This is a genomic window from Pseudomonas sp. Au-Pse12 (assembly GCF_021341665.1).
Taxonomy (GTDB): Bacteria; Pseudomonadota; Gammaproteobacteria; order Pseudomonadales; family Pseudomonadaceae; genus Aquipseudomonas.
Window position 1 is genome coordinate 40321 of record NZ_JAJTTH010000019.1, and the last position, 13176, is coordinate 53496.

General features: G+C 58.1%; 11 protein-coding genes and 3 tRNA genes. All 14 read left to right on the forward strand.

The features are described 5' to 3' along the window. Positions 1 to 64: 64 nt before the first annotated feature. Positions 65 to 820 (forward strand): triose-phosphate isomerase, encoded by a 756-nt coding sequence (gene tpiA, locus LXM55_RS31030; protein WP_015634119.1) that lies wholly within the window; start codon positions 65 to 67, stop codon positions 818 to 820. A 4-nt stretch (positions 821 to 824) separates the two neighbouring features. Continuing rightward, on the forward strand, positions 825 to 1208 hold the full coding sequence (secG, locus tag LXM55_RS31035; protein WP_015634120.1) for a preprotein translocase subunit SecG: 384 nt from the start codon (positions 825 to 827) through the stop codon (positions 1206 to 1208). Between the two features lie 29 nt (positions 1209 to 1237). Then, positions 1238 to 1323: transfer RNA gene (locus LXM55_RS31040), tRNA-Leu, on the forward strand. Between the two features lie 96 nt (positions 1324 to 1419). Beyond that, positions 1420 to 1496: transfer RNA gene (locus LXM55_RS31045), tRNA-Met, on the forward strand. A 130-nt stretch (positions 1497 to 1626) separates the two neighbouring features. Then, on the forward strand, positions 1627 to 2085 hold the full coding sequence (rimP, locus tag LXM55_RS31050) for a ribosome maturation factor RimP (RefSeq protein WP_041120545.1): 459 nt from the start codon (positions 1627 to 1629) through the stop codon (positions 2083 to 2085). A 47-nt stretch (positions 2086 to 2132) separates the two neighbouring features. After that, positions 2133 to 3614 (forward strand): transcription termination factor NusA, encoded by a 1482-nt coding sequence (nusA, locus tag LXM55_RS31055; RefSeq protein WP_011059201.1) that lies wholly within the window; start codon positions 2133 to 2135, stop codon positions 3612 to 3614. 27 nt (positions 3615 to 3641) lie between these two features. Continuing rightward, positions 3642 to 6164, forward strand: coding sequence for a translation initiation factor IF-2 (gene infB, locus LXM55_RS31060; protein ID WP_233323918.1), 2523 nt, complete (start codon positions 3642 to 3644; stop codon positions 6162 to 6164). 159 nt (positions 6165 to 6323) lie between these two features. Continuing rightward, positions 6324 to 6725 (forward strand): 30S ribosome-binding factor RbfA, encoded by a 402-nt coding sequence (rbfA, locus tag LXM55_RS31065; protein WP_016967778.1) that lies wholly within the window; start codon positions 6324 to 6326, stop codon positions 6723 to 6725. A 3-nt stretch (positions 6726 to 6728) separates the two neighbouring features. Beyond that, positions 6729 to 7646: a tRNA pseudouridine(55) synthase TruB gene (gene truB / locus LXM55_RS31070; RefSeq protein ID WP_058438936.1), complete on the forward strand. Its 918-nt coding sequence runs from the start codon at positions 6729 to 6731 to the stop codon at positions 7644 to 7646. Between the two features lie 115 nt (positions 7647 to 7761). Then, positions 7762 to 8031, forward strand: coding sequence for a 30S ribosomal protein S15 (gene rpsO, locus LXM55_RS31075; RefSeq protein WP_011059205.1), 270 nt, complete (start codon positions 7762 to 7764; stop codon positions 8029 to 8031). Between the two features lie 197 nt (positions 8032 to 8228). Continuing rightward, positions 8229 to 10334: a polyribonucleotide nucleotidyltransferase gene (gene pnp / locus LXM55_RS31080; protein WP_041115943.1), complete on the forward strand. Its 2106-nt coding sequence runs from the start codon at positions 8229 to 8231 to the stop codon at positions 10332 to 10334. Positions 10335 to 10453: 119 nt separating this feature from the next. Continuing rightward, positions 10454 to 10529: transfer RNA gene (locus LXM55_RS31085), tRNA-Thr, on the forward strand. A 160-nt stretch (positions 10530 to 10689) separates the two neighbouring features. Beyond that, entirely contained in the window at positions 10690 to 12012 is a 1323-nt protein-coding gene (locus tag LXM55_RS31090) for a tyrosine-type recombinase/integrase (protein WP_233323919.1), read from the forward strand. A gap of 97 nt (positions 12013 to 12109) precedes the next feature. After that, positions 12110 to 12871: a hypothetical protein gene (locus LXM55_RS31095; RefSeq protein WP_233323920.1), complete on the forward strand. Its 762-nt coding sequence runs from the start codon at positions 12110 to 12112 to the stop codon at positions 12869 to 12871. Positions 12872 to 13176 lie beyond the last annotated feature (305 nt).

The window sequence follows — 13176 nt, forward strand, 5'->3', positions numbered from 1 at the left end:
TCGGCTTGCCAGTGTTGTTTTGGTTGGGTAACATCTGCGCCCACTTTGACCGACGAGGTACAGCATGCGTCGCCCTATGGTAGCTGGTAACTGGAAGATGCACGGTACCCGCGCCAGCGTCGCTGAGCTGATCAATGGCCTTCGTCATCTGGCCTTGCCAAGCGGTGTTGATGTCGCGGTATTCCCGCCTTGCTTGCATATCAATCAAGTGATTGATGGCCTGAAGGGCAAGTCGATTCAGGTCGGCGCGCAGAACTCTGCGGTGGAGTCCATGCAAGGTGCGTTGACGGGCGAGATCGCCCCGAGTCAGTTGGTGGATGCAGGTTGTTCCCTGGTGCTGGTTGGGCACTCCGAGCGTCGCCTGATCATGGGCGAGCGTGACGCGACTCTCAACCGCAAGTTCGCAGCGGCACAAGCCTGTGGTTTGAAGCCGGTTCTGTGTGTAGGGGAAACTCTCGAGCAGCGCGAAGCCGGGAAGACTCTAGAGGTTGTCGGGCGTCAGCTGGGCAGCATCATCGAAGAGTTGGGTGTTGGTGCGTTCGCCAATGCTGTTATCGCTTACGAGCCGGTCTGGGCCATTGGTACCGGGCTGACTGCAACACCGCAACAAGCGCAGGATGTGCATGCAGCCATTCGCGCGCAGTTGGCGGCAGAGAATTCTGAAGTGGCACGAGGAGTGCGGCTTCTATACGGCGGCAGCGTGAAGGCGGCCAATGCGGTCGAACTGTTCGGCATGCCGGATATCGATGGGGGGCTCATTGGTGGAGCCTCCCTGAATGCAGATGAGTTCGGTGCGATCTGTCGCGCCGCGGGAAACTGAAAAAATGCTGGAAACAGTCGTAGTCGTTTTTCATCTGCTGGGTGCCTTGGGCGTAGTTGCTCTGGTTTTGCTGCAGCAGGGTAAAGGTGCGGATGCTGGCGCGTCTTTCGGAGCAGGTGCTTCAAATACTGTGTTCGGAAGCCAAGGTTCCTCTACCTTTCTTAGTAAGTTTACTGCTATACTTGCCGCCGGTTTCTTCATAACCAGCTTAGGGTTAGGTTACTTTGCTAAAGAGAAAGCTCATCAGCTGACTCAAGTAGGTTTGCCAGATCCAGCAGTACTTGAAGTACCAAAGCAAAAACCGGCTTCTGATGATGTCCCGGTGCTCCAAGAGCAAAAGTCGGCCAACAGCGCGACTGACGTACCTCCAGCTCCAGAGCAGAAGTAAGAAGGGTTTCACGCAGTAACGTAGTCTATGCCGAGGTGGTGGAATTGGTAGACACGCAACCTTGAGGTGGTTGTGCCCATAGGGTGTAGGGGTTCGAGTCCCCTTCTCGGTACCAATTATCAGGAGAGCCCGCTGTTGCGGGCTTTCTTGTAGGTGGAAGGTTACATTGACCCTAAAGGGGATCAGTCGTATACTTCCGCCCCAGCTTTGTCGCGGGGTGGAGCAGTCTGGTAGCTCGTCGGGCTCATAACCCGAAGGTCGTCGGTTCAAATCCGGCCCCCGCAACCAGTTTTAGCGGAGCCCCTTTTCAGGGGCTTTTTGTTAGCTGGACACTTTACAACGCCGCTATTCAACGGCGTTTCCGGGATGGGCGCTTCGCCCATTTTTTATTTGCACAAGCATGCACGAGGGGGTTCAGGTGTCGAGCAAGCTAGAACAGTTGCAGGCCTTGTTGGCCCCGGTGGTCGTGGCCCTTGGCTATGAATGCTGGGGTATTGAGTTTTCGGCTCAGGGTCGCCACTCATTGTTGCGCGTTTATATCGATAAAGAAGGCGGCGTGCTGGTGGACGATTGTGCCATCGTCAGCCGTCAGATCAGTGGTGTTCTCGACGTGGAAGATCCGATCTCCGTTGAATACACCCTTGAAGTTTCCTCTCCTGGCATGGAACGCCCACTGTTCACTCTTGAGCAGTTTGCCAAGTATGTCGGTGAGCAAGTGAAGATCAAACTGCGCTCGCCCTTCGAAGGTCGGCGTAATTTTCAGGGCCTTCTCCGCGGGGTGGAGGAACAGGATGTCGTGGTGCAAGTGGATGACCATGAGTTCCTGTTGCCGATCGATATGATCGACAAGGCCAACATAATTCCCAGTTTTGACTGAGACGCGGATCCCGCGGATCCAATGGCTTGCGAAAGGCGAGGCGTACGATGAGCAAAGAAGTACTGCTGGTTGTTGAGTCGGTATCCAATGAAAAGGGTGTACCGGCAAGCGTAATTTTTGAAGCGCTGGAGCTGGCCCTGGCCACTGCTACCAAAAAGCGTTTTGAAGACGAAGTGGACCTGCGTGTGGAAATCAATCGCCACACCGGTTCCTACGAGACTTTCCGTCGCTGGACGGTGGTCGAAGAAGCCGACCTGGATGATCCAGCGGTCGAGACCTGGTTGAGCAAAGCTCGCGAAACCCATCCCGACGCCAAAGTCGGTGATGTGATTGAAGAAAAAATCGAATCCATCGAGTTCGGCCGCATCGCTGCCCAGACCGCCAAGCAGGTCATCGTGCAGAAAGTTCGCGAAGCCGAGCGCGCACAGGTAGTTGATGCCTATCGCGAGCGCCTGGGTGAAATCATCTCCGGCACCGTGAAAAAAGTGACACGTGACAACGTGATCGTCGACCTGGGTAACAACGCCGAAGCGTTGCTGGCCCGTGAAGACATCATCTCCCGTGAGACTTTCCGGGTTGGCGTGCGTCTGCGCGCGCTGCTCAAGGAAATCCGCACCGAGAACCGCGGCCCGCAGCTGATCCTGTCGCGTACCGCACCGGAAATGCTGATCGAGCTGTTCCGTATCGAAGTGCCGGAAATTGCCGAAGGCCTGATCGAAGTAATGGCCGCCTCCCGTGATCCGGGTTCGCGCGCCAAGATCGCAGTTCGCTCCAAGGACAAGCGCATCGACCCGCAAGGCGCGTGCATTGGTATGCGCGGTTCGCGTGTCCAGGCCGTATCCGGTGAGTTGGGTGGCGAGCGTGTGGATATCGTCCTGTGGGACGAGAACCCTGCGCAGTTCGTGATCAACGCCATGTCGCCGGCTGAAGTCGCGGCAATTATCGTCGACGAAGATGCCCATGCCATGGACATCGCCGTTGGCGCAGACAATCTGGCTCAAGCCATCGGTCGCGGTGGTCAGAACGTGCGTCTGGCCAGCCAATTGACTGGCTGGACCCTGAACGTGATGACCGAATCGGACATCCAGGCCAAGCAGCAAGCAGAAACCGGCGACATCCTGCGCAACTTCATCGACGAGCTGGAAGTGGATGAAGAACTGGCACAGGTTCTGGTTGATGAAGGCTTCACCAGCCTGGAAGAGATTGCCTACGTACCGCTGGAAGAAATGCTCAACATCGACGGCTTTGACGAGGATATCGTCAACGAGCTTCGCGCTCGGGCCAAGGATCGCTTGTTGACTAAAGCCATCGCTACTGAGGAAAAGCTGGCAGACGCCCATCCGGCCGAAGACCTGCTCTCGCTTGAGGGTATGGACAAGGATTTGGCGATGGAACTGGCGGTGCGCGGCGTAATTACCCGCGAAGACCTGGCCGAGCAGTCTATTGACGACCTGCTCGACATCGACGGCATTGACGATGATCGTGCCGGCAAGTTGATCATGGCCGCCCGAGCCCACTGGTTCGAGTAATTAGGCGCGGCCTGAGGAGAGAAGTGCATGACGCAAGTCACGGTGAAACAACTGGCCGATGAGGTCAAAACACCGGTAGAGCGCCTGCTGCAGCAGATGCGTGAGGCAGGTCTGCCGCACACCGCCGCCGAGGAACATGTGAGCGACAGTGAGAAGCAGTCGTTGCTGACTCACCTGAAAAGCAGCCACAAGGCGAAAGTGGAAGAACCACGCAAGATTACTTTGCAGCGCAAGACCACCAGCACCCTGCGGGTTGCTGGCAGCAAGAGCATCAGCGTTGAAGTGCGCAAGAAGAAAGTCTTCGTACAGCGCAGCCCGGAAGAGATCGAAGCCGAGCGTCAACGTGAACTGGAAGAACGTCGTGCAGTAGAAAATGCTGCTCGTCAGAAGGCTGAAGAAGAAGCCAAGCGTCGCGCCGAAGAAGAAGCGCGTCGCCAGCCTGCTCCGGTTGCCGAGCCAGTTGCCGCGCAAGCAGCAGCTTCTGCTCCTGCTCCAGCGCCTGTAGTCGAGCCTGTGCAAGACGCTCCGGTGGCCGCTGCGGCTCCGGCAGCTGACGTGCGCAAGAAAGACGAACAGCGCCGTCCGGACAAGACCCGTAACGACGATAACCGTCGTGGCGGCGATGGCGAGCGCAAAAACGCTCCACATCGTGCTTCGGTCAAGGAAAAGGCGCCTGCGCCTCGCGTTGCCCCACGTACTACCGACGAAGAAAGCGATGGCTTCCGTCGTGGTGGTCGCGGCAAGGCCAAGCTGAAGAAGCGCAACGCGCACGGTTTCCAGAGCCCAACCGGGCCAGTGGTACGTGACGTGCAGATCGGCGAGACCATCACTGTGGGCGAATTGGCCCAGCAGATGTCGGTCAAGGCTGCCGAAGTTATCAAGTTCATGTTCAAACTGGGCACTCCAGCCACCATCAACCAGGTTCTGGATCAGGAAACTGCCCAGCTGGTCGCTGAAGAACTGGGCCACAAAGTGACCCTGGTCAGCGACACCGCCCTGGAAGATTCCCTGGCCGAGTCCCTGAAGTTCGAAGGTGAAGCGGTTGCCCGTGCGCCGGTCGTGACCGTAATGGGCCACGTTGACCACGGTAAGACCTCGTTGCTGGACTACATCCGTCGCGCCAAAGTGGCCGCGGGCGAAGCCGGTGGCATTACCCAGCACATCGGTGCCTACCACGTAGAAACCGAGCGCGGCATGGTCACCTTCCTCGACACCCCTGGTCACGCCGCGTTTACCGCCATGCGTGCCCGTGGTGCCAAGGCCACCGACATCGTGATCCTGGTGGTTGCAGCGGACGACGGCGTGATGCCGCAGACCGTTGAAGCCGTTCAGCACGCACAAGCTGCCGGCGTACCGCTGGTGGTTGCGGTGAACAAGATCGACAAGCCAGGCGCCGATCTGGACCGTATCCGCAGTGAGCTCTCGGTTCACGGCGTAACGTCCGAGGATTGGGGTGGCGATACGCCGTTCGTACCGGTTTCCGCGAAAATGGGGACCGGTGTCGACGACCTGCTGGAAGCTGTTCTGCTGCAAGCCGAAGTACTGGAACTCAAGGCGACTCCTTCGGCTCCAGGCCGCGGCGTCGTGGTTGAATCCCGTCTCGACAAGGGCCGCGGCCCGGTAGCCACCGTGCTGGTTCAGGACGGTACGCTGCGTCAAGGCGACATGGTGCTGGTCGGCTCGAACTACGGCCGCGTGCGCGCCATGCTCGACGAGAACGGCAAGCCAATCAAGGAAGCCGGTCCTTCCATTCCGGTCGAGATCCTCGGCCTGGACGGTACCCCGGACGCTGGCGACGAGATGAGCGTAGTGGCCGACGAGAAGAAAGCCCGTGAAGTGGCGTTGTTCCGTCAAGGCAAGTTCCGCGAAGTCAAGCTGGCCCGTGCTCACGCCGGCAAGCTGGAAAACATCTTCGAAAGCATGGGCCAGGAAGAGAAGAAGACGCTCAACATCGTCCTCAAGTCCGACGTCCGTGGTTCGCTGGAAGCTCTGCAAGGCGCTCTGAATGGCCTGGGCAACGACGAAGTGCAAGTGCGCGTAGTCGGCGGCGGTGTCGGTGGTATCACCGAAAGCGACGCCAACCTGGCACTGGCCTCCAACGCTGTACTGTTCGGCTTCAACGTGCGTGCCGATGCCGGCGCACGGAAGATCGTCGAGCAGGAAGGTCTGGATATGCGTTACTACAACGTGATCTACGACATCATCGAAGACGTCAAGAAAGCCCTGACCGGTATGTTGGGCAGCGACGTTCGGGAGAACATCCTGGGTGTTGCCGAAGTTCGCGACGTGTTCCGCTCGCCGAAGTTTGGTGCGATCGCCGGTTGCATGGTCATCGAAGGTGTCGTGCACCGTAACCGTCCAATCCGCGTACTGCGTGAAGACATCGTTATCTTCGAAGGCGAGCTGGAATCCCTGCGCCGCTTCAAGGATGACGCGTCCGAAGTGCGTGCCGGCATGGAATGCGGTATCGGCGTGAAGAGCTACAACGACGTCAAAGTCGGCGACAAGATCGAAGTCTTCGAGAAGGTCCAGGTTGCTCGCAGCCTCTAACTCGCGCACTTCAAGAGCCCTGGTGGCCCGCCGCATGCAAGTGCTCGGCGCCTCCAGCGGCCTCTAAACGCAACGCCCGGTCTGGCTCCTGCCAGGCCGGGCGTTTGCCGCTTTCAGACCACACGGGTTTCACCGTGAGGCAGTAACAGGTAACAAGACATGGCAAAAGAATACAGCCGTACCCAACGCATTGGTGATCAGATGCAGCGCGAACTGGCGCAACTGATCCGTCGTGAAGTCAAGGATCCACGCGTCGGCCTGGTGACCATCACCGCCGTGGAAGTCAGCCGCGATGTCGGTCACGCGAAGATTTTCATCACCGTGATGGGCCAGGAAAACGCCGAAGAGATCGCCCAGAGCATCAAGGTGCTGAACTCGGCGGCAGGGTTCCTGCGCATGCAACTGGCCAAGGAAATGAAGCTGCGCAGCGTGCCGCAACTGCACTTCCATTACGACGAGAGCGTGGCCCGCGGGGCACACCTGTCGGCCCTGATCGAGCGTGCCGTGGCTGAAGACAGCCAGCATGGCGACGCGCCTGCCCCTGAAGACGCCAAGGAGTAAGCGGTGGCTCAGGTCAAGCGTATCCGTCGTAACGTCAGCGGCATCATCCTCCTGGACAAGCCGCTGGGCTTCACCTCCAACGCGGCGCTGCAGAAGGTCCGCTGGTTGCTCAATGCCGAGAAAGCCGGTCATACCGGCAGCCTCGACCCCTTGGCTACTGGTGTGTTGCCGCTGTGCTTCGGCGAGGCCACCAAGTTCTCGCAATACCTGCTCGATTCCGACAAGGGTTACGAAACCCTGGCGCAGTTGGGCAAGACCACCACCACCGCGGACGCTGAAGGCGAAGTTTTACAGACCCGTGAAGTGACCGTTGGTCGTGCCGATATCGAGGCGGTATTGCCGGAATTTCGTGGCGAAATCAAACAGATACCACCGATGTACTCCGCCCTCAAGCGTGATGGCCAGCCACTCTACAAACTGGCTCGTGCAGGGGAAGTGGTGGAGCGTGAACCGCGTTCTGTTACTATTGCGCGCTTGGAATTACTCGCCTGTGAAGGCGACACTGCGCGCCTGGCGGTGGACTGCAGCAAAGGCACCTATATCCGTACCCTGGTAGAAGATATTGGTGAAAAACTCGGCTGTGGTGCTTACGTTGCAGAACTGCGACGGACCCAGGCCGGACCTTTCAGCCTGGCCCAGACGGTCACCCTGGAAGAGCTTGAGGCAGTGCACGCCGAAGGCGGCAACGAAGCGGTAGACCGCTTCCTGATGCCATCGGACAGCGGCCTGCTGGATTGGCCGCTGCTGCAGTTTTCGGAGCACAGCGCGTTCTACTGGCTCAATGGCCAGCCGGTGCGTGCGCCAGATGCACCGAAGTTCGGCATGGTGCGGGTACAGGATCACAACGGTCGCTTCATCGGTATCGGTGAAGTGAGCGAAGACGGGCGCATCGCGCCGCGTCGACTGATTCGGTCAGAATGACCGGACGAGGGTGGCTGTTAACAGGCACGGTCACTACTCATTTATAGATACAGGGATTTGTCCCTGGCCTGTTGAAACTGTTCTTGAACAGTTTCCTGATATAAGGATTGCCCACATGGCACTCAGCGTTGAAGAAAAAGCTCAGATCGTAACCGACTACCAGCAAGCTGTTGGTGACACTGGTTCGCCAGAAGTGCAAGTTGCACTGCTGACCGCCAACATCAACAAACTGCAAGGTCACTTCAAAGCCAATGGTAAAGACCACCACTCCCGTCGTGGCCTGATCCGCATGGTAAACCAGCGTCGTAAGCTGCTGGACTACCTGAAAGGCAAAGACCTGAGCCGTTACAGCACCCTGATCGGTCGTCTGGGTCTGCGTCGCTAATCAGCGATTGCGCTATGAGGTTGGTTGTTTGCCATGCGTCAGCGGTTTTTCCGCCGGCGTATGGCAGGCTTCCAGCCTCAAGTTTTATCTGCTGCACCGTTTTACCTGGACAATAAAGGCTGGGCCGATTCCCCGCATTGCCCAAGAATTTCGCAAGAAGCAAGTTTCCCCAAGAGCCACAAAGAAGGTAGGACACCGTGAACCCGGTAATCAAAAAATTCCAGTTCGGTCAGTCGACCGTAACCCTCGAGACTGGCCGTATCGCCCGTCAAGCCTCCGGCGCAGTATTGGTCACCGTTGACGACGACGTCAGCGTATTGGTGACCGTGGTTGGCGCCAAGCAAGCGGATCCAGGCAAGGGCTTCTTCCCTCTGTCCGTGCACTACCAGGAAAAGACTTACGCTGCCGGTAAGATCCCTGGCGGTTTCTTCAAGCGTGAAGGCCGTCCTTCCGAGAAAGAAACCCTGACCTCGCGTCTGATCGACCGTCCGATCCGCCCTCTGTTCCCAGAAGGCTTCATGAACGAAGTGCAGGTTGTCTGCACCGTGGTTTCTACCAGCAAGAAGACCGATCCGGACATCGCTGCGATGATCGGTACCTCGGCTGCCCTGGCGATCTCCGGCATTCCTTTCGACGGCCCGATCGGCGCCGCTCGCGTGGCTTTCCACGAAAGCACCGGCTACCTGCTGAACCCGACCTACGAACAACTGGCTGCTTCGAGCCTGGACATGGTCGTGGCCGGTACCGAAGAAGCCGTACTGATGGTTGAGTCGGAAGCCAAAGAGCTGACCGAAGACCAGATGCTGGGCGCGGTACTGTTCGCCCACGACGAATTCCAATCGGTGATCAAGGCTGTCAAAGAGCTGGCTGCCGAAGCTGCCAAGCCGACCTGGGACTGGGCTGCTGCCCCAGAAGCCACCGAACTGCTGGGCGCTATCCGTGCCGAGTTCGGCGAAGCCATCTCCCAGGCTTACACCATCACCGTCAAGGCCGACCGTTACGCGCGCCTGGGCGAGCTGAAAGACCAAGTGGTCGCCAAGCTCTCCGGTGAAGAAGGCCAGCCTTCGGCTGCCGACGTCAAAGCCGCTTTCGGCGAGATCGAATACCGCACCGTTCGCGAAAACATCGTCAACGGCAAGCCACGTATCGACGGCCGCGACACCCGCACCGTACGTCCGCTGAACATCGAAGTCGGCGTACTGCCGAAGACCCACGGTTCGGCCCTGTTCACCCGTGGCGAAACTCAGGCTCTGGTGGTTGCGACCCTGGGTACTGCCCGTGACGCACAGCTGCTGGACACCCTGGAAGGCGAGAAGAAAGACCCCTTCATGCTGCACTACAACTTCCCTCCGTTCTCGGTGGGCGAGTGTGGTCGTATGGGCGGCGCGGGCCGTCGTGAAATCGGTCACGGCCGTCTGGCCCGTCGTTCGGTCCAGGCCATGCTGCCAGCCGCTGACGTGTTCCCTTACACCATTCGCGTGGTGTCGGAAATCACCGAATCCAACGGTTCCAGCTCCATGGCTTCCGTGTGCGGTGCTTCCCTGGCACTGATGGACGCTGGTGTACCGATGAAGGCGCCGGTTGCCGGTATCGCCATGGGCCTGGTTAAAGAAGGCGAGAAGTTCGCCGTCCTGACCGACATCCTGGGTGACGAAGACCACCTGGGCGACATGGACTTCAAGGTAGCCGGTACCGCCAAAGGTGTCACCGCGCTGCAGATGGACATCAAGATCAAGGGCATCACCGAAGAAATCATGGAGATCGCCCTGGGCCAGGCCCTGGAAGCTCGCCTGAACATCCTCGGTCAGATGAACCAGATCATCGGTCAATCCCGTACCGAACTGTCGGCCAACGCTCCGACCATGATCGCGATGAAGATCGACACCGACAAGATCCGTGACGTCATCGGTAAAGGCGGCGCCACCATCCGCGCGATCTGCGAAGAAACCAAGGCTTCGATCGACATCGAAGACGACGGTTCGATCAAGATCTTCGGCGAAACCAAGGAAGCTGCAGAGGCCGCGCGTCAGCGCGTTCTGGGCATCACCGCGGAAGCCGAGATCGGCAAGATCTACGTCGGCAAGGTTGAGCGTATCGTCGACTTCGGCGCCTTCGTCAACATCCTGCCGGGCAAGGACGGTCTGGTGCACATCTCCATGCTGAGCGACGCTCGCGTTGAGAAAGTCACCGACATCCTGAAAGAAGGCCAGGAAGTGGAAGTGCTGGTACTGGACGTGGACAACCGCGGCCGCATCAAGCTGTCCATCAAAGACGTGGCAGCAGCCAAGGCTTCGGGCGTTTAATCGTCCTTTAGCCTTACGCTGAACAAGCAAGCGCCCCGACTGGTTCGGGGCGTTTTGCTATCTACGCTAAAAGCCTCTCGGTTGTCGGCCCAGGAGACTGGTGCTAGGTTTTAGCCCACGCCGGTGTAGCTCAGTCGGTAGAGCAGCGCACTCGTAACGCGAAGGTCGCAGGTTCGATTCCTGTCACCGGCACCATCAAGCTGTTCCGATACGTCTCCCCCTGTATACGGAACCCCTGAAAAGCCAGCCTAGTGCGGGCTTTCTTGTTTCTGCCTGTCTCGTTTTGTCTCTAGGTATATACCTGTTTTAGGTATACGTTAGGGTATACGCCGGTTCGACGAGAAAACGTATACCTATGGCACGCACCGTTACCCCCCTGTCAGACCCCAAATGCGAGGCCGCCAAGCCGCGAGACAAGGACTACACCCTGTTCGACGGGCAGGGCCTGTTCCTGCTGGTCAAGAAGAACGGCAGCAAAATCTGGCGCATGAAGTTCAAGCGGCCTGATGGCAGGGAAGGGCTGGCCACCTTCGGCAACTATCCAGCGTTGACCTTAAAGGCAGCACGGGAGCGCCGTGCCGAAGCTCTGGAGTTGCTGGCGCATGGTAGAGACCCGATCGAGAACGCCAGGCAAGGAAAGATTGAGGCGGCGAATGCCAGGGCCAACACCTTTGGCGTGCTGGCCAAGGATTGGCACGAGGCATGTTCGAAGAAATGGTCTCCAGGCCATGCCGCGACGGTTTGGCGGCGGATCGAAACTTACCTGCTCCCGGCCCTGGGCCAGCGCCCGGTGGCTGGATTGAAGACCCGCGACCTTCTGGCGCCGCTCAAGGCCGTGGAGAAGCGTGAAGTTCTGGATACTGCCAGCCGGCTGCGGCAGTACATGACAGGGATCATGCGCATGGCCGTCCAGCATGGCCATATAGACACGAACCCGGCCGTGGACCTGCAGGGCGCCACCGCAACGCGCAAAACAATCCACCGACCTGCGCTGGCGCTGGATCGTCTGCCTGAGCTGCTGCAAAGAATCGATAGCGACACCGGTCGCCCGCTGACCCGGCTGGCAACACAGCTCACCCTGCTGGTCTTCATCCGGTCCAGTGAGCTGCGGTTCGCTCGCTGGCCAGAAATCGACACCGGCCGCTCCATGTGGGAGATCCCTGGCGAGCGCCAGCAGATCGAGGGTGTGAAGAACTCCCACCGAGGTTCCAAGATGAGCACGCCCCACCTGGTACCTCTCAGTCGCCAGGCTCTGGCCACGCTCGAGCAGGTGCGTCAGCTCACCGGCCGCTTTGACCTGGTGTTCGCGGGTGATAGCAACCACTGGAAGCCGATGAGCGAGAACACAGTGAACAAGGCGCTTCGACGCATGGGCTACGACACCAAGACTGAGGTGTGCGGGCACGGGTTCAGGGCCATAGCCTGTTCCGCCCTCGTCGAGTCGGGGCTATGGAGCAAGGACGCGGTAGAGCGCCAGATGAGCCACCAGGAGCGCAACAGTGTGCGGGCGGCGTACATCCACAAAGCCGAGTACATTGAGGAACGCCGACTAATGGTCCAATGGTGGGCTGACTATCTGGATGCGAACCGCGAGTGTCACATAACGCCCTACGACTTCGCTCATCGGACCAACCACGTGGCGAATGCAGTAAATGGAAGGTTTGTTAAGCGCGGCTGATCTTTGGTATGGCAAGGAGACAGGTATAGACTGAGAAGTAACACTGTTTGGATAGCCAGGGGCTGGCTAGGGTTCACGTGCTAAGGGGGCGGATGAAATGCAGGATTTTGATAGCTTTGATGACATAGACGGCTACTTGTCTAAGGAAACGCTCCCGAACCTAGATCACTGGAAAGCCGTAATGGAGTTCACTGTTGAGCAGGCAGCCCTTCTTCTAGCAATGATCGATCCGTTTGATTGTGAAACGCTGGCGCAAGCCAAGAGGCTAAACCTTTCACGTTGGAAGAAATCTCATGGTCACGCTCTTGGCATTGTGTCTGCTATTCGCCAAGGACTGATTTCGCCCGTGATATGTATGGGGTACGTGGAGGTAGAGGGCACAGATTGGAATGGAAATATCTCGGTTAGCCGAGAGCTTCAAGTAGTTCGCCCTTCTCAGCGCGAAGCTGAAATTAGCATGGCTGAGACAATTATTACCCGCGCCTCTCTCATGTCATGGGTTTCAAATGCGAATGTCCAAGTGACTCGTCCGCCTCGCCCCGTAACTAGTCAGTTGAGTGACCCACAACCACCTAAACCTATTACGGTCGTTCAGTCTCAGACGGTATTAGCTCTCCCCAACTTTTCCCATAAGTCGGAAGGGTTGGAGTTCGTCGAGGAGGCGATCAAACATTTCTGGTCTACCTATGATGAAGATGATCCAAGCACCGCGCCCAGGCGTGACCAGATTATTGAGTACCTGAAGAGTAAGGGGGCCTCGGGGCGAGAATCTGAAGCTGTTGACCTTATCCTGCGCCCCAAAAATATGCGTACTGCTCACCTTAGAAATCGTAAGGTTCTCACCCGAGAGGACCAATAAAATCAATGGCCCTAGCAATGGTGCGCACCCGAGAAGGCTTCATAGGTGGGCACTCAATATCGTCTCGGCCGTCAGGTACTGCCCACCCGAAAGGGGTTGATTAGCACACGTTCCATCCTGCCAACCTGATTCCCGTCCTCATCAACAACGAGAAACAGGTATGAGCAATATTTTCTTGAAGCCGCCATTGGTTACAGACTCCCGATCGTTTTGCGATCCGGCCACCACTCTCATCCGTATTCCTGAAATGGAAGCGATCACTGGTTATAAGCGGCCGACTATTTACAAGCGGCTTAAAGATGATC